The organism is Brevundimonas subvibrioides (assembly GCF_027271155.1).
Taxonomy (GTDB): domain Bacteria; phylum Pseudomonadota; class Alphaproteobacteria; order Caulobacterales; family Caulobacteraceae; genus Brevundimonas; species Brevundimonas subvibrioides_D.
Genome location: NZ_CP114542.1, coordinates 2,603,942 through 2,620,757 on the forward strand (window position 1 = coordinate 2,603,942; position 16,816 = coordinate 2,620,757).

Sequence of the window (16,816 nt, forward strand, 5' to 3'; positions counted from 1 at the left end):
ATGAGAGAGGCGAAACTGCTAACAGAACAGCGAAAGCTATGGCGATCCTGAACCTCATGCTTGCCGCCCTTGCCCCAAGCGAGGGGTTGGCCCTGTCGGTTCGTGAAAATGAAATAGCTTCGTCTCTCCAGTCGTCGATTGTGCCGACGGTCCCCCCAGCGATCCGGGACATGACGACACCGGAACACGCGGAGTACGTCGCTTGGCTGGCAGAGGCTGATTCAGCCCTTGGCGAGAGTCGTTTCGAGGATGCCAAGGCCATTCTTGAACGGGTCCTCGACCGGGAGGAGCAGACGTTCGGTCCCGACCACCCGCTGGTCGCAGTCACTGTTAGCAAACTCGCCGCCAGCCTATACTTCGAAGGTCGCTACGGCGATGCCCTGCCCTACAATGAGCGCGCCCTCAAGATCTACGAAAGCTGGGAAAGGCCGGAAGGTGGTGCCACCGCCATTAGCCGCAGCAACCTTGCCATAAACCTCGACGCCCAGGGACGTTATGGCCAAGCCCAACCCCTGCATGAGAGCGCTCTCACGTTTTTCTCTGCGGTGTTGGGGCCAAACCATCCCCTGACCGCCAGCGGGCTTTTGGCTCTCGCCAACAATCTCAATGAGCAACGCCAATACGCCTTGGCCCAATCCCTTTATGAGCGCGCTCTCGGGATAATGGAGGCTGAGTTTGGGTCGGAAGCTTTAGTCACCGGCACCAGCCTCAACGTCCTCGCCAATAACCTCTACGACCAGCGCCAATATGACTTCGCACAATCCCTCTATGAGCGCGCTTTAAACATCGTTTCTGAGGTGACGGGACCAAATAGTCCAGAAACCGCGAATGTACTTTACAATTTGGCCCAAAATCTCGACGGCCTTGGTCGACATGTAGACGCTCAAACCTTCTATGAGCGCGCGCTCAGGATCAACGAGACCGTGTCAGGGCTGAACCATCCTAAAACAGCGAGTAGCCTAAACGGCCTCGCCCTCAACCTTTACGCCCAAGGCCGCTACGCCGAGGCCCAGCTCCTCTTGGAACGCGCACTCAGCATCAACAAGGCCACCCTCGGACCGGAGCATCCCGACACCACCGAGGTCACCTACAACCTCGCTGAAAACCTCAGAGTGCAGGGATTATATGTGCAGGCCCAGCCACTCTTTGAGCGCGCGCTCGAGATCAATGAGACCATGTTGGGGCTGAACCACCCCAAAACAGCAAGTAGCCTAAGCGGCCTCGCCCTCAACCTTTACGGCCAAGGCCTATATGGCGAGGCCCAGCCACTCTTCGAATGCGCACTCAGGATAGATGAAACAATATTGGGACCAGACGATCCGGACACCGCCAACAGCCTTAGCAACCTAGCAACCAACTTCCATGCCCAAGGTCAATACGACGAGGCCCAGCCCCTCTATGAACGGGCCTTAGCGATACGGGAGGCTGTCCTCAGACCCAACCATCCCGACACCGCCACCAGCCTTAGCAACCTGGCAGGCAACTTCTCCAGCCAAGGCCAATACGGCCTAGCACAACCCCTCTTTGAAAGAGCCCTCAGAATCAGAGAGGCCGCGCTGGGACCCAACCATCCCGACACCGCCGAAAGCCTCTCGCGTTTCGCCCTCAACCTCAGAGACCGAAGTCGACTTGCCGAGGCCCACCCCATCCTCGAGCGCGCTCTCCGGATCAACGAGACCGTGTTGGGCCGAGACCATCCCTATACCGTCGATAGCCTGAATAGCCTCGCTTTCAACCTCTACGGCCAAGGCCGCTACGCCGAGGCCCAACCGCTCTCCGAGCGCGCCCTCAGGATCAGCGAGACCTCCCTCGGGCCCGACCATCCGACGACTGCACTTTCGGCGGAGAACACAGCGATCTCGGCTTTGGGGTCCGGTATGGCCTTGGCCGCGCTCACACCCGCCCGTCAGGCCCTGGAGATCCGACGAACCCTGGCGCTGCGGGAGGGTGGCAACCGAGATGAGGCCTCCCAGGTTCGTCTCGCCGATGCGACGGGTAACGCCGCCGTGGTCTTCACCCGCGCGGCCTGGTCGGTGGATCGGTCGGGCGCGGGCGATGACGCCCTGAGGGCCGAGGCCTTCCAGGCCGTGCAGTGGCAGGAGGGGTCCTCGGCCGGCCGCGCCCAGGTGCGGGCGGCGGCGCGCCGGGCGCTCAGCCCGGCAGGGCAGGCCTTGGCGCGGGAGTGGGAGACGGCACTCGAGGAGCGTGCCGGTCTGGACCGCCAGTTCTCCGCCGCCGCCGGCGGAACCGATGAAGCGGCCCGGACCCGGCAGGCCGATCTGGTCCGCCGGCGCGATACGCTGGACGCCCGGATCACAGATCTGACGACGCAGCTTGAGCGGGATTACCCGCAGTACCTCGAACTGCTCAACCCCTCGTCCCTGTCTGTGGCGGACCTCCAGCCCCTGCTGCATGAGAGCGAGGCCCTGGTGCTGGTCTCGCCGGGGGATGCACGCATGCCCGAGGGTCAGCGTCGGGGGATCGTGTTCGTGGTGACCCGCGAGGGCTTCGACTGGGCCGAGGTGGGCATGGAGCCGGATGACCTTGAGGCCCGCATCGGGGTTCTGCGGGACGAGCTCAAGCCAGACGGCGGGCGCGGGCCCGACAGCGGCGGCAGTGCGACCGTCGGCCAGGGCGGCCGGGGCTTCGACCGCAGCCGGGCCTATGAGCTCTATCAGGCCCTGTTCGGTGATGAACGGATCGCCGCCCTGCTGGCCGACAAGGAGGACTGGATCCTGAGCCCCCAGGGGTCCTTGCTGTCCCTGCCCTTCGCCGCCCTGCCCATGGCCGAGCCCGTGGGCGACGACGCCGATCCCCGGGCCCTGATCGACACCCCCTGGCTGGGCACTACCCGGGCCCTCAGCGTCCTGCCCAACCTGTCCACCCTGCGTCAGGTCCGGGGTGAGGACCGGCGGGAGGCCCCGAGCGCGCCCGACCCCTTCCGCGGCTTCGGCTTCGCCACCTACAATGCCGGCCGCACCATCCAGCCCGAGGAGGGCCGCTTCCTCACCCGGGCCCAGTTGCGCGCCAATAGGGTCCGCACCCTCGATCCCCTGGACAGCACAGGCGACGAACTGTTCGCCATCGCCGCGGCCCTGGACGCCGACCCGGCCACAACCCTCGACTTCACGACGGACGCCACCGAGGCCCGGGTCCAGGCCCTGAGCGCCGACGGTACCCTGGCCCGCGCCCGGGTCATTGTCTTCGCCACCCACGGCCTGATCCCGCCCGAGCTCGGCCTCGATCAGGCGGCCCTGGCCTTCAGCCCACCCGGTCAGCCCGAGGGTGACGACGACGGCCTGCTCACCGCCGCCGAGGCTGCGGGCCTTCGGCTCAATGCCGACTGGGTCATCCTCTCGGCCTGCAACACCGCCTCCAGCAATGCGCAGGCCGGGTCCGAAGCCCTCGCCGGCCTCGCCCGCGCCTTCTTCTTCGCCGGTGCCCGATCCCTGCTCGTCTCCCACTGGAAGGTCGGGGACACCGACGCCACCGCCCTCACCACCTCCACTGTCAGGCTGCAGCAGCAAGACCCCGCCCTCTCCAGGGCCCGGGCCATGCAGCAGTCCATGCAGGGCCTCATGCAGAACCCGAACACGGCTCACCCCACACACTGGGCTCCCTTCATCCTCGTCGGGGCAGAATGATGAGAAGGATGACGGACACTGTCATCCTAACGCGATCCAGCATTGTTAGCTTGGACATCAACGGCCGTTCGCCGAGGCGGTAGCCGAGATCAGACGGTCTGGTTCAAGGGGTAAGACATGAAGGTGGTTGGCCGCGTTTTCGGATTCCTGTTCCAGGCCTTGATGTTCCTGGTCTCGCTCGGCATCCTGGCCGGCTTCGGCCTGGTCCTGCTGGGTGGGCTGGACGATCCCTTTCTGGAGATGAGACGCGGGTACTGGACCCTGGTCACGGCGGCGGGGGTAATCTTGGCGCTGGTCGTCAATCCGGTCATCTGGCGTTTGCTGAAGGGGCGCGTGCCGACCTTGTTGTTCCTGGCCCTCGGTCTCGGGCTGCCTGTCGGACTCTTCACCCTGGCTGCGTGGACGCCCTACGGCCTTTATCTGCGCTCGGGCTTGGACGGGAATGGGGAAGAAACTGATCTCGCGGTGGACGCCGAGGCGGGCTCATCCCAAGTGCCCGCGATCTCCTCAACGTTGCGACTGGCGGCAGAAAGGGGGGATCCTGAAGCTCAACTCGAGCTTGCCCAGCAGCTCGTCAAAACAGAAGGCGCTTCCACCGATGAAGGTCTCGCCAGTCTGCGCGACGCTGCATCCGCCGGCAGCGCGGATGCCCAGGCGCTCCTGGCGGTCCTGCAGATGGGACAATCGTTCGAGGGACGTGTCGTCTTGCAGCGCAACGACCCCGAAGCCTGCAACACCATGCTGGCCCTTCAGTCGCCCCCATTCACCGGACAGGAGATCGATGCTGGCTGGGAGCGCATTCTCGAGGATGCATCCCGCTATCGAGGCTGGCGCCGAGCCGATGAGCCTGGCGAGCCCCTGAGGTGCGAACGGGCCAGCTTGAATCCGAAAACCGATACCCTGATCTTCGTGGAAGAGAATACGAGTTCCATTCCGGCCCGGTTCAACGCCTTCACGAACCTGAAAGCTGAAATGTCATGCACTGTTACCGCCGACCTCAGGTTGGACAACTGCACGGTCTTGACTGCGTGGCCTGCGGGCCAAGGCGTCGATCGGTGGGGACTGGACGGAGCGTCGCGCGTTCGCCTGGCCCCCAAGGACATCTACGGGTACCCCGTTGCGGGACGTGAAATCATCTTCACGATCACACCAGAGGACGAGACTAGCTGACGCACAAGAGACGGGTCTGACGGGCCTGTCAGGTAACTTCCCCAAGTCGAAAAGCCCCCTACCCTGGGCTCGATCAGGCCACGGCGGCCGCCATAGCAGCATCGGCTTCGGCCTGGAAACGCCGAAGGGTTGGTCTGCTGATCAGGTGGCGCTGGACATTGAAGGTGATGTAGAACGCCGCGTGGGTGGTGAAAAATCTCTGGGCTGAAGCCTTGGACTTGAACCGCTGCTGCTGCCGCTCCCTTCGTCGGATCGGACGGTGGGAGTTCTCCGCCCGATTGTTCTCCCGAAGCCGACCCGGCCAGTGCAAATGCCTGAGATCCAGCTGATCCAGAGCCGCGCCGTATGAGGCCAGGTCGTCGGTCGTGATCGTCTGCGGCTCGGTCGGCTGGTTGTGTAGCAGGCGTCGGAGAAGCCTCAGCGCGGCCTCCGTATCCCCCCGGCGCTGGACCAGGAGGTCCAGGATCTCGCCTTCATCATCGACCGCGCGCCACGGATACATCCGCCTGCCGCCGATCCAGCAGACCATCTCGTCCAGGTACCAGCGTGGGGACGGCGGGCCGCGCCGCTTTTTAAATCGCCTGGCGATCAGCGGTCCGAACGTGATCGTCCAGCACCGGATCGTCTCGTAGCTCACGTCGATCCCGCGTTGCGCCAGGAGCGCCTCGACGTTACGAAAACAAAGACTGAAGCGGAAGGACAGCAAGACGGCGTGACGGATCACATCGGCCGGAAAACGGTGGCGCTTGAACGAAATCGGCTTCACGAAATATCATCCCCGTCAGTGGCTTATACCACACATACCGGAGACCTTTATCGTTCGCCTGACAGTACCCTCACGGCTATCTTTGTCCGTAACTTGGATCTTCCGGGAGCGGTGGCATTTCCCTAAGACAGCCAATACGGCCTCGTTCAGCATGAGAAAGCTGCGGAACCATTCTATAGTAGATTTCCACGAATGGCCTTATCTCTTCAAATGAATCTAATTCATGGAGCCGCTTGGAGCGCTCCGCCCAACTGGCATAGGCCATCACATATAATGTACTGAGGCCATCTTCGGTCGGATTTTTCATTGAATATTCGGTTGAATATGCCATTGCGGCAGCACATAAGTCGGAATACTCAATGGAGTCTATCGGTGGGAAAAGGCCGTCCTGTAGGTCTTCCAGCGACACCGAAGCCTGCGCCATCGCGCCAGTGGCGGAGACGAGAAGGGCGCCGGCTACCAAGCCGCCCGCAATGCGGACTTTTCGCGTAAAACGCTCAAGTACTCGCGTGGTCATCGTTTCAGCAACGGGCATGACAGACCTCCCGGTTCCGGAGCAAGACAGAATTCGGATTGGGCGTATTCAATAAGAACTCGCGCCTTATACGAGGTGGTGGAGAGTGTGGCAAGTTCGCCTGGGGCAACAGGTGCCAGCTCGGCGGGCTGTCACGTAGCAGCCAGAGCGCGCGACCGACTCGGTACGCCACGTTGAGCGGGTCCCCACCCGTCGGGTCTGTCAGGGCAACCGAGCAAAGTTGAAACGTCCCCTACCCCGCCCAGTTTCAGACAATCGCAGCCACCCAAGCGGCATCGGCTTCGGCCCGGAGGTCTTGTCAGGCCAAAGAGGTTGCGCCCGTGATCGGGTCGGATAGCGTGGCCAGATGGCCAAGTCCGACAACCCGTTTCGATGGTTCGATAGCTCATCCGAAGTGATCCGAACGGTCGTCATGATGTACGTCCGCTTCCCGCTATCGCTGCGTCAGGTCGAGGACCTTCTTGCGGAACGCGGCATCGACATCTGCGACGAGACGGTGCGGCTGTGGTGGAACCGGTTCGGCCCGATGTTCGCCGGCGAAATCCGCAGGAAGCGGGTTCAGGCGATGCGCTCCTTCACCCATTGGCGCTGGCATCTCGATGAAGTCTTCGTTCGGATTAACGGCGAGCGTCACTACCTCTGGCGCGCCGTCGATCACGAAGGGGAGATCCTGGAATCATTTGTCACCAAGACACGCGATAAGGCTTCAGCACTGAAATTCATCAGGAAAGCTATGCGTCGGCACGGCTCGCCGAAGGCCACCGTCACTGATGGCCTGAAGTCTTGTCGGGCCGCTTGAAGGATCTGAAGGCGACCCGAAAACAGGAAATGGGTCGCTGGCTCAACAACCGCGTCGAGAATTCACATCTCCCGTTTCGACGACGAGAACGTGCCATGCAGCGCTTTCGCCAGATGAAGACCTTGCAGAAATTCAGCGGCGTCCACGCCGCCTTCCACAACCACTTCAACCTGGAGCGCCACCTCATCAGCAGGCCCGATTTCAAAGCCCAACGCTCGGCGGCATTAGCCGAGTGGAAGTCGCTCGCCATCTGATGATCACCTCACCTGCCCTCGCTCCGCCCGCTGGAGACAAGTTCTCATTGGACTGACACCACCGCCACACACCCCCGGCACCGTGCTCTGATCTGACGCCGGTCATGCAAGGCCCCGTAACGCCGGGGCTATTCGCCGCCAAACGCCCGCACAGGTAGCCATTCGATGCGGACGGGAGCGGGGTCATGACCGGCCCGGGCCGCCCGGTGGCACTGACAGGTAACGAGGCGGCGTCGAGACGCCCCTCCCCCATCTCGATCCAGGCAGCGGCGCTTGCACCGTTGGCCCTGCCCGCCCCGGAGACTCCGCCGGCCCCGGACGATCCCTGTGCGGGGGCCCCGGTCAGGCGCTGAGAATCCGGTCCGCGTGGCGTCGGCGTGTCAATCGCTTCGTGGCGTTTCGATACCGGGAACAATGTACCCCAGGCCGCGACGGCTAAAACGTGCTGCCATGGCAACAGGTTATGACGACCTTTTGATCCCGGCCTCAACGAGTCCCGACCCGCACAGTTGGACTCGAAAAAACCGGGTCCACCGCGTGCAATCCGGCCTGAAGCCTTTGCCGTTCAACGGCTTGGGGTTGGACTCGAGACGGGCGCGAGTCTCACGGAGTCCACGCGCCAGGAACGGAACAGAGCCCGGCCGGGCCTTACCGGGCCCCGCCAACCTGCCCTCGATACAAGGGAAGGCCGGGCCGGGGATTCAAGGGGCCCGGGCGGGGATGCGCGATTTTTTCGGCGGCGCGAGGATGCGGGTGCTGTCCGCATCGGCACCGACGCCGTCGGCGGGGCTGGCGTCCGTCTGCGGGCCTGAGGGCCCTGTCATCCCCTCCAGGCGCTCGACCGAACCTCGCGCCGGGCGGCCGTTGGGGTCTCGTCAGCCGCATGGAGGCCCCCTTGTTCTACGCCCTGTCCCCCATCATCGCTCTTGTCTTCGTCGCCACCCTCGCGCCGGGTACCGGCATCGCAAGGTGGCTGGAGAAAACCCCGCGCGATCGCCACCGGGCGCAGCGACAGGTCGACCTCAAGCCCTGATCACGCCGGCCAGTGCCGACGACACCCGCTCGGGCCACCACGGCCAAGCCTGTCAGACAATGCCGGCGCAAAGCGTATCCTGCCCTCGTCCGTCACAGCCGTAAAACAGGCAACTCAGGGCAAGCCGTTGGGGGCGCAAAGATCGATGGCGAAGCAAGAGGTTACGGCACCCCTTTTGTCTTGCTCCAACCCTTACACCGTTCGCTATCTGCCTCAGTGTACCGCTCAGCGTTGGCAGAGAGCTACTGATCGAAAGCCCATTCCGATCCAACTACCGCGATCGAACCTCCGGCACTGAAGTCGAAACTGATGGCCTGAAGTCTTATCGGGCCGCCTTTAAGGATCTGACGGCGACCCGAAAACAGGAAATGGGTCGCCGGCTCAACAACCGCGTCGAGAATTCACACCTCCCGTTTCGACGACGAGAACGTGCCATGCAGCGCTTTCGCCAGATGAAGACCCTGCAGAAATTCAGCGGCGTCCACGCCGCCTCCCACAATCACTTCAACCTGGAGCGCCACCTCATCAGCAGGCCCGATTTCAAAGCCCAACGCTCGGCCGCATTGGCCGAGTGGAAGTCGCTCGCCATCTGATGATCACCTCACCTGCCCTCGCTCCGCCCGCTGGAGACAAGTTCTCATTGGACTGACACCACCCGGCGTGAATCCCTGAATTTCGATTGCTTCTAGTCCAATACAGCGAAGATTTGACCGGAAAGCACAAAAAAGCGGTCGGTGCTTGATTGTTCTAAATCATTAACTCCGGCCGAAATAAGAGTTCCCGGATCGGGATCTAAAGAGATATAATATCTTCCGTTCTTTAGATGCAGGAACTTTAGGTCCGATACATTGAGAAATACATCATCGCTATTATAATCTATACTAAAGCTCTCTACTTTAAGGAATAAGAGTTTTATTTTGTTAAAATCGGAGCCTGTTCTGGCTTGAAAGGAGAATTGTACGATAGGTAATCCATTTTCTGACGTCACTAAAACTTCAGTTAATGTAGAATCTCGGAGCGTGTTAATTGTTGACAGCAACTCGATAACATCATTGCCATCTATCGCGCGTTCTTGGTCGAACAAAACGTCGGCAGGGCTCGTAATCATCTTCACCATCTCCTGGTTCCGGTACCTGGTCTCATCGGTGTCGGTTCCTCGACAGAATTCTGACCCGTGAGATCACCGGGCCTATCCGGTGCGCGCGCACCACCACGCCGTGGCGGCGTACCCGGTGGGGCTTGGGGTCGCGGCTCCCAATCGTGAACATGGGGCTCGTCTCCTGGCGAAGGATGGCCTGGGTGCCCGTCATTCCATTCCTGTTCCACCCAACCATCCTCACCATACTTCTTCTGTGTAGTACCTGGCCCATTGGTCGCTATGGTTCCTGGCTCACCTCTATCTGGCACATGATTTGGACGCGCTTCATTCCGCGATATCGTTGGCTGACTGACCCAGATGATTGGTGCACCAGGGCCCCCAGTTAGCCAACGCCACCCTTCTCCGATCGCATGGCCTAGATTTCGCACACAGTCGGTCTGGCGGCAGGTTTCGACAGCGGCGACGGACCCTGCGTAAGCAGCAAGAAGTACGGTTCCCTCGACCACGCAACCGTCCCAGAAACACTTCCCGCTCGGATCGGTGTGGTTCACCGGATCGTTTGCGACATAGGCATACAGATTGATCTGATCCGCGTAGCCGATCGGATCCGTCTGCAGGAACCGGCCCAGGGTTGGGGAGTAGATGCGGGCCTTGTAGTGGTATATGCCCAGCTCGGGCAGCCAGGCCTGACCGGTGTACTGGAAGCGGCCGGTGTTGGTGGCGTTGGGGATGCCGTATTCGTCATAGGCGTTGACGTTTGTGACGGTGCCCGCGGCATTGGTGCGGGCCACGATCGAGCCCTGATGGTCGGCATAGAGGTATTGCGGCGCGGTGGTGCCGGTGCCCTCATAGACCACCAGCGGCGTGTCCGAGCCGTCGGCGTGGACATAGCGGCGCAGCAGGGTGTTCGAGGCGTTGTACTCGGCAATCAGCTTGTCGCCGTCATAGGTGTAGCGCGTCGCGCCATAGGTGTTGCTGGAGCTCTGGAACAGTCGACCCAGCGGATCCCAGACCAGGGTCGCGCCGTTGGGCCCGCTGATCAGCCGGTTCTCCACGTCATAGACATAGGTCCCCCCCACCCCGTCCGAGGTCAGGTTGCCGTTGGCGTCATAGGTGAAGCTGGCCGGGCCAGCCGTGGTGTACTGGTTCAGGCCATTGACCGCATAGGTCCGGCTGACGTTGGCCAGGCCGGTGAAGCGATAGGCGTCGTTGGACTGGCTGCGGCTGACCACCTGGCTGGCCGGGTTGTAGGCAAAGCCCGTGGTGATGTCCTGGGCCGTGCCTGCTGGATCGTGGATCAGCGAGGTCAGGCGCGAGGCCCCGTCGTAGCCATAGCTGGTCGGCGATCCCCAGTTGGCGCCATTCGCACGGTACAGGGCCGAGGTCCGGCCCAGAGTGTCATACCGCGGATCGAAGATCCTGGTCACGCCGTTGAGGGTCGTGGAATCGATCCGGCCCAGGCCGTCGCGGGTGTAGGTGACGTACTGAAGGTCCGGGTACGTCGTGCGGGTCAAAGCCCCGCTGGCATCGTAGAGATGGCCGATGGTGCGGCTGGCCCCGGCCATGGTCGTGGTCGACGACCTCAACCGGCCCAGGCCGTCCCAGTCGTTGGTGACCCCCTCGCCGGTCGCGCTGTCGAACCGGGCATAGGTCTGAAGACCCCTGAGGTCGTAGCCATAGTAGACGTCGCGCGTCGCCGAGGCCGGGAGCCCGCTCCCGTCCGGCACGATCTTGGTCGTCATCCGGTTCAGGGCATCATAGGTAAAGGTCAGGGTGCGGCCGTCGCGCTTTCTCAAGGACGTCCGGTTGCCGTTGGCGTCGTAGCCATAAAGCTCACGATCATTGACATTTGAGGGCGCGGCCGTTTCGGAGGCGCGCTGCGCATTTGCACCATTGAAGCCCGCCGGAAGGCCCGTCTGGGGCATCTCAATCTGCTTAAGACGCCCGAAGCCGTCATACCGGAACGTCGTTCGATTGCCGTTGGCGTCGATGAGTTGACCGGGCTTGCCAAGGGCGAAATAGCTTTGGGTTTGCGTGCTCTGGACAAGCGGGGTACCCACGCCCGAACGCACTTGAATGATGCGACCGAGAGCATCGTATTCGTTCTGGGAAATCCGGTCCGCGCCAAAACTGCCTGGATTCCCCTGATCGCAGGCTGAAGTAGGGAGCGATGCATATACCGAAGGGTTCATCCTCCGAGCCGTACAGTTCAACCGCCCCAAGCTGTCGTAACTGTATTGAGTGACGCCCAGGACTGTAGTGCCGCTCAGCCTCGTTTCAGAAAGACGCCGCCCCCTGTTGTCATAGGCGTATTCGAGGCGCTCAGAGACGGTGAACCCCGACCAGGCCGATGGCGGCACGCTCGCTGCCTGCCACGCTGCGAGATAACCGGTCTCGACCCGCGTCAGTTGACCTTGGCCATCGTAGGTGCTGCGGGAAGCCAGATACGGCAAGCCGGCCACGATTGGGTTTGGGCTGATGGTGCCGATCGGGCGTCGGGCAGAATCGTATCGTATACTCGACGTATAGTTTTGCAGAGGCGTCTGAGCCAATGCGCCACTACTGAAGAGGGCTACTGCAACCCCAAGCCACGAAAGCGTCTTCGCAATATACGGACGGTGCCAGCTCATGAGCATACCGCCAAACCGGCCATCGGCGAGGTTTCGCTAATCCGATTTCCATCTTCATCGTACCCGTAGCAGGTCCGAAGACGTAAACCGGCCGCGTCCTCGACCTTGCCGCGCAGCAAGAGATTGTTCACGCCACTGTTTGATCCATAGTCGTATTCGGTGACCTGCTCATCTCCCGCAATGGCGCATCCAGTCGCAGGCGCGGCTGCTGGAGACCCCGTCCGGCACATCCGCTCGCGAACGAGAAGCCAGACCGGCGTGGGCGCGCTTACCACCACCCCGCCACCGTCCAGGTACCGCGCACATCGCTGCTCATATTCATACCTCACCTGCCGAAGCACACCGTTCACGGCCGGTCCGGTTGATGTCAGAACACCGCCATGCGCCGCGTCATAGGTGAACTCGGTGCGGTTGCCGTTGCGATCCTCGACCCAGAGAGGCTTGTTGCATCGCCGACGTTCCGGTTCAGGACATGTTTCGGGATAGCCCGCCCTTTCATAGGCAATCGGGTCAGTCGATCCTGTTCTGGGGGTGAACTCGGTCTGCGTGACGTTTCCTCGCGCATCGTAGGAATACCTCGCAGTCCAGCCCTCAGGTGACATGAACATGCTGATCCTGTTTTCCGCTCCACCCGAGAACGTAAAGGTCCCTTCAGGCCCGGTAAAATGTGTTTGCACATAGGTCGGCTCAGATCGTGCGGTACGGATGATCCCCGTAGGCCCGGTGGAGTTCCGGATCAAAATATAGGGATTCGGCGTCACCATTCCGTAAGTCCATGTATTGCCGTCACTTACCGCGCTCAGCACAAAGTTTTGCACAGTATAGGTATCTGGTGGAGCACCGACCTGCGGCCACTTGTAGACAGTGCAATCGAATGTGTAGACGGGACACTGTCGATACGAAAATGTGTCCGTCGAACTCCCCGGCAGCTTGATTGACGTTATCCGGAATGGTGCCGGAGGATTGGAATAACGAATCATTGTGAAGCGGGTCTGCTGTCCTCCGGAGTCTGTTACCGTGTAAACATCGGCTGCTTGGCTCGTTTCATAGACGTGACTGGCTTGAGGCCAGGCTCGACCCACAAAACTACATTCAGAAACTGAATCACCGCACGCAAGGAAAGCAGCATTATAACCCACAACTCTTCTCAAATCTGTCCAAGAGGTGCTTACCCCTGCAGTGGGGGCATACTTGTATTGCAGCCTCCAACCAAGATTATTTGATACATTATGGACACGACAATAATTCTGAGGGGATTTTTCGAACGATATCGTAACAACTTTTCCATCTGGATAAACAATCTCACGCGCGGGAGCCCAGACTTGCCCCGCGAAGCATGACGACATTTTAATCACAATCCCGCTTTTAGTCGTCAGGACGAAATCATTGCTGCCTTGAGAGACTAGCGTTGATCCGTCGCCGGATACATTTGAATAAATGCCATTGGACACCGAAAAGCAGCTCGAGCCTTCAATATGGGTAACCTGCTGGCGCGTAGGTCCCCACTCTGGATCGCTCTGGCATGTTCCGACAGGAGACCACACCATTCCTTTGATCCACCCGTCTTGTAGCGGCGGAATAGCCCCACCGATGGACGAAAAGGAATGGGACAGGCCACCCCCTGCCGGGCCGATGCTCACGTCGGTATTCTCGTACACGACCGACGTGGACAGGACATCGACGTAGGCCTCATCGATAGTGCGATAGCTAGGGAATGCAGGTGGCTCAATCTGCGCGTTTGCCACGCGGCCTGGCCCCAGAACAATCAAGACCGCTATTGCGGCGGCGACCCAACGCTGCACCTTGATCGCAAACATGCCATCCTCAGTAAAATCAGACGCCTGATGGGCCAGGATAAACCCGCCTAAGGCTTGCCACATTCTGTTCATCGGTAGCCCACCCAGTTGAGGACGACATTGGCGTTGCGGTGGAAGTAGGTTCGGTATTCGAGGGCGTGGCCGGCCCGGGCGGGGTCGAGCGCGAAGGGGATCTCGAACAGCTGGAACTGACTGGCCTGCTTCCAGTCCTGACGCTTCAGGGTCCGCGTGCCCAGGGACTGCCCCGCGCTGGCGTCCCAGATGTCGATCGTGACGATCGGTGAGGTATCGGGGCTGGTGTTGTCGTTGATGCGCATCCGCCAGATCGCAGTGCGCGCGCCAACCGGGGCGGCCGCATAGGGCCCGTAGGTCATGTGCCCCGCCGGGTCCGTAACGCTGGCAGCCCACCCGTCAGCGGCCGCGCGACCGACGACGTGATAGATCGAACTGTCCGTCCCGGACCAGGCCGAACCGGCACGGCGGTACCCGAGAGCGTCTACCCCGACCGTCGCCCGTCCCGTGGACCAGGTCCGGAACTCCAGCTGGTGCCCGCTCGACGCAGCCACGAGCGCGAAGGGCACGTCCAGATACTGATAGGTGTCGCTGGCCGTGAATGCGCGGCGATCAAAGCCCGCGGACCCGAGGCTGACCCCGGCGGTGGCGTCCCAGATGTCCAGCGCCACCACATCGCCCGTGTCGGGGTAGGTGTGGCTGTCGACCTTGATGCGCCAGCTGGCGATGTTCAGACCCGTCGGCGTCGCGGGCGTATAGGGGCCGTAGGTCATGAAGCCCGAACCGAGCCCGGCCGAGGCCTCCCAGCCTCCCGGAATCCCGTAGCCGATGACGTGGGGAAGGCTTTCTGCCTGCCAGACGGCCTCCATCTGATTGAGCGTGGTGACCGTGGTCCGGTTGCCCGCAGCATCGTAGCGATAGGCGGTGTTGGTCTGGGACGAGCGATCGACGGCGATCAGCCGACCAAGGCTGTCATATCCATACTGCTCGACCGCCTGCGCCAAACCCACCCCAGGCAGACTGCCAAGGACCCATGCGGCAAGCACAGCCCGGACCGGAACCCGGGGCCTCACAGACCCGCTCCGTCGCCCGGGCACCACCCCCTCAGGGGGAAACGGAACTCAAGCCCCAACCAGCGCATGCTAAGCCCCCCGTTCGAGAACGAGGGTTGGCCAATCCCGCCAACGCGTCAAGCGCGATTCCGGCGGTCGGGCCGTCTCTCTCATCGACGGGCCGCCGCGTGGGCGTTTTAAACCTGGTAGTTGTCGTCAAGCCGACCCGGCTGATCCAGATGCCTCAGATCCAGCCGATCCAGAGCTGCCCCATATGACGCCAGCCCGTCGGTGGTGAGAGTCTGTGCCTCGACCGGCTGATTGAAAAAGAGATGCCTGAGCCGCTTCAAGGCGGCCTTTCCAAGATTCCGTCGCCGCAGAAGCGATGGACCCGACCGTCTACCTTGACGTGCCCCGGGGAATGAACAACCCTCGACAGGCTTTCAGTTTGGTTTGGTGCCGGGTCTGTTGATCGGATGCGTCGTCTCTGGCGAATGGGTGGCCAGTAGGCAAGGGAACGGTCTTGAAGCTTCGAGAGGAGTGACGTTGACTTGGCAGAACTCTCCCCGGCTTTGGCTGCGGCAGCCCCAGCGACGCAACCATTTATGAACAGATACACGCGCCCGCATGACGTTCAGGGCGACTCCGGATTCACTTTACTCAGTACATTACCAACTCAGCACGCACATACAGTCAAGCACATGCAATGGCGTCCGGTCCGATCTCTTCCGCAAGCAGCATTCGCCGCCGCTCTTGTTCTGGCCCCGTCAGCGCATGCCCAACAGATTACCTTTTATGCCTACGATAGCCTGGGACGACTGACCAACGCCGGAGCAAATAGCGCCGACACCCGCTACTACATCCTGGACAATGCCGGCAACCGGGCGAAAATCCGATGCTGCGACGCCATCGGCGGATGGCAGGTCAAGGATGACGGGTTCGATCCCTACTTCTATCTCCAGACTTATCCTGACATTGCTACGGCAGGAATCGATCCCTATCAGCACTGGCTGCAATGGGGCGCGAGCGAGAACCGTTGGCCAAACAGATATTTTAATACGGCCTGGTACCGCGCCACCTATGGTGTGCCAGCGGGGGTGAACCCGCTCACCGAGTATCACACCTCAGGATGGCAAGCCGGCAGAAATCCCTCACCCGAATTCTCCACCAGTCGGTACAGATCCACGTACCCCGACATATTGAACGCCAACGTCGATCCGCTTCAGCACTATTTGCGATGGGGCTATGGCGAGGGCCGATCGGCGTTCCCAGCATAGCAAGACTGACAACGCGGCTCGATCCGTCAGAACTCCTCTGAAAGCTATATTGACGCTAACGAGAAATCGGCTTCACGGAACACCACGGCCTGCAGTGGAGAAAAGTTAGCGTTGGACTGACAGCACCGCCACACACCCCCGGCACCTGGGTCTGTCAGGGCAGCTGAGCCAAGTTGAAACGTCCCCTACCCTGCCCAGTTTCAGACAACCGCAGCCGCCCGAGCGGCATCGGCTTCGGCCCGGAAAAGCCGAAGGGTTGGTCTGCTGATCAGATGGCGCTGGACGTTGAAGGTGTTGTAGATCGCCGCGTGGGTGGTGAGGAATCTCCGGGCTGAGGCCTGGGATTTGAACCGCTGCTGCTGTCGCTCTCGTCGTCGGATCGGCAGATGGGAGTTCTCTGCCCGATTGTTCTCCCGAAGCCGGCCGGGTCGATGCAGATGACTCAGATCCACGACATCGAGCGCCGCGCCATAGGAGGCCAGGCCGTCAGTCGTGATCGTCCAGCACCGGATCGTCTCATAGCTGACGTCGATACCCCGTTGCGCGAGCAGTTCCTCGACGTCACGAAAACTGAGGCTGAAACGAAAGTACAGCCAGACGGCATGGCGGATAACACCTGCCGGAAACCGGTGACGCTTGAACGAAATCGCCTTCACGGAACATGATCCCCGTCAGTGGCTTGCGCCAAAAAAACCGGAGACCTTTTATCGTCCGCCTGACAGCACCAT

14 protein-coding genes are annotated in these 16,816 nt (G+C 61.3%); 7 read left to right on the plus strand and 7 right to left on the minus strand.

Going from position 1 to position 16,816, the window contains the following annotated elements:
* Positions 1 to 38 precede the first annotated feature (38 nt).
* Positions 39 to 3,644 carry a tetratricopeptide repeat protein gene (locus O3139_RS13155; RefSeq protein ID WP_269514502.1) on the plus strand — a complete coding sequence of 1,202 codons (3,606 nt, stop codon included), beginning with the start codon at positions 39 to 41 and terminating at the stop codon, positions 3,642 to 3,644.
* A gap of 117 nt (positions 3,645 to 3,761) precedes the next feature.
* Positions 3,762 to 4,814 carry a hypothetical protein gene (locus tag O3139_RS13160; protein ID WP_269514503.1) on the plus strand — a complete coding sequence of 351 codons (1,053 nt, stop codon included), beginning with the start codon at positions 3,762 to 3,764 and terminating at the stop codon, positions 4,812 to 4,814.
* 73 nt (positions 4,815 to 4,887) lie between these two features.
* Here the strand turns inward: O3139_RS13160 and O3139_RS13165 are convergent, their stop codons facing one another.
* Together O3139_RS13165 and O3139_RS13170 are read right to left on the minus strand one after the other, a co-directional pair.
* Entirely contained in the window at positions 4,888 to 5,580 is a 693-nt protein-coding gene (locus tag O3139_RS13165) for an IS6 family transposase (RefSeq protein WP_269514505.1), read from the minus strand.
* Positions 5,581 to 5,656: 76 nt separating this feature from the next.
* Positions 5,657 to 6,115 (minus strand): hypothetical protein, encoded by a 459-nt coding sequence (locus O3139_RS13170; RefSeq protein WP_269514506.1) that lies wholly within the window; start codon positions 6,113 to 6,115, stop codon positions 5,657 to 5,659.
* Positions 6,116 to 6,461: 346 nt separating this feature from the next.
* On the opposite strand from O3139_RS13170, the gene O3139_RS13175 reads away from it, so the two are divergent.
* The 4 genes from O3139_RS13175 (at position 6,462) to O3139_RS13190 (ending at position 8,794) form a co-directional block, all read left to right on the plus strand.
* A complete protein-coding gene (locus tag O3139_RS13175; protein WP_269514507.1) occupies positions 6,462 to 6,914 on the plus strand; it encodes an IS6 family transposase in 453 nt (150 codons plus the stop codon).
* On the plus strand, positions 6,911 to 7,168 hold the full coding sequence (locus O3139_RS13180) for a DDE-type integrase/transposase/recombinase (RefSeq protein WP_269514508.1): 258 nt from the start codon (positions 6,911 to 6,913) through the stop codon (positions 7,166 to 7,168). The genes O3139_RS13175 and O3139_RS13180 overlap by 4 nt, the downstream gene beginning before the upstream one ends.
* 895 nt (positions 7,169 to 8,063) lie before the next feature.
* Positions 8,064 to 8,201 (plus strand): hypothetical protein, encoded by a 138-nt coding sequence (locus O3139_RS13185; RefSeq protein WP_269514064.1) that lies wholly within the window; start codon positions 8,064 to 8,066, stop codon positions 8,199 to 8,201.
* 248 nt (positions 8,202 to 8,449) lie between these two features.
* A complete protein-coding gene (locus O3139_RS13190) occupies positions 8,450 to 8,794 on the plus strand; it encodes a DDE-type integrase/transposase/recombinase (RefSeq protein ID WP_269516492.1) in 345 nt (114 codons plus the stop codon).
* Positions 8,795 to 8,886: 92 nt separating this feature from the next.
* Here O3139_RS13190 and O3139_RS13195 read toward each other — a convergent pair whose 3' ends face one another.
* From O3139_RS13195 to O3139_RS13210, 4 genes are all read right to left on the minus strand, one after another.
* Positions 8,887 to 9,318: a hypothetical protein gene (locus O3139_RS13195; RefSeq protein ID WP_269514510.1), complete on the minus strand. Its 432-nt coding sequence runs from the start codon at positions 9,316 to 9,318 to the stop codon at positions 8,887 to 8,889.
* Positions 9,312 to 11,360 (minus strand): RHS repeat-associated core domain-containing protein, encoded by a 2,049-nt coding sequence (locus tag O3139_RS13200; RefSeq protein WP_269514511.1) that lies wholly within the window; start codon positions 11,358 to 11,360, stop codon positions 9,312 to 9,314. Before O3139_RS13200 ends, O3139_RS13195 begins: the two co-directional genes overlap by 7 nt.
* A gap of 566 nt (positions 11,361 to 11,926) precedes the next feature.
* The gene (locus O3139_RS13205; RefSeq protein WP_269514512.1) at positions 11,927 to 13,819 is read right to left on the minus strand and encodes a hypothetical protein; all 1,893 of its coding nucleotides are present in this window, start codon (positions 13,817 to 13,819) and stop codon (positions 11,927 to 11,929) included.
* The gene (locus O3139_RS13210) at positions 13,816 to 14,769 is read right to left on the minus strand and encodes an RHS repeat domain-containing protein (RefSeq protein WP_269514514.1); all 954 of its coding nucleotides are present in this window, start codon (positions 14,767 to 14,769) and stop codon (positions 13,816 to 13,818) included. The genes O3139_RS13205 and O3139_RS13210 overlap by 4 nt, the downstream gene beginning before the upstream one ends.
* Before the next feature lie 593 nt (positions 14,770 to 15,362).
* On the opposite strand from O3139_RS13210, the gene O3139_RS13215 reads away from it, so the two are divergent.
* Positions 15,363 to 16,088, plus strand: a complete 726-nt coding sequence (locus tag O3139_RS13215; protein WP_269514516.1) for a hypothetical protein — start codon at positions 15,363 to 15,365, stop codon at positions 16,086 to 16,088.
* A 200-nt stretch (positions 16,089 to 16,288) separates the two neighbouring features.
* Here the strand turns inward: O3139_RS13215 and O3139_RS13220 are convergent, their stop codons facing one another.
* Complete coding sequence (locus O3139_RS13220) at positions 16,289 to 16,744, minus strand: DDE-type integrase/transposase/recombinase (protein WP_269514518.1); 456 nt, start codon at positions 16,742 to 16,744, stop codon at positions 16,289 to 16,291.
* Between the last annotated feature and the right edge of the window lie 72 nt (positions 16,745 to 16,816).

Excerpts from the sequence above, each read along its gene's own strand:
- O3139_RS13155 (WP_269514502.1), top strand. The coding sequence starts at position 39 with ATGGCGATCCTGAACCTCATGCTTGCCGCCCTTGCCCCAAGCGAGGGG.
- O3139_RS13160 (WP_269514503.1), top strand. The coding sequence starts at position 3,762 with ATGAAGGTGGTTGGCCGCGTTTTCGGATTCCTGTTCCAGGCCTTGATG.
- O3139_RS13170 (WP_269514506.1), bottom strand. The coding sequence starts at position 6,115 with ATGCCCGTTGCTGAAACGATGACCACGCGAGTACTTGAGCGTTTTACG.
- O3139_RS13175 (WP_269514507.1), top strand. The coding sequence starts at position 6,462 with ATGGCCAAGTCCGACAACCCGTTTCGATGGTTCGATAGCTCATCCGAA.
- O3139_RS13195 (WP_269514510.1), bottom strand. The coding sequence starts at position 9,318 with ATGGTGAAGATGATTACGAGCCCTGCCGACGTTTTGTTCGACCAAGAA.
- O3139_RS13205 (WP_269514512.1), bottom strand. The coding sequence starts at position 13,819 with ATGAACAGAATGTGGCAAGCCTTAGGCGGGTTTATCCTGGCCCATCAG.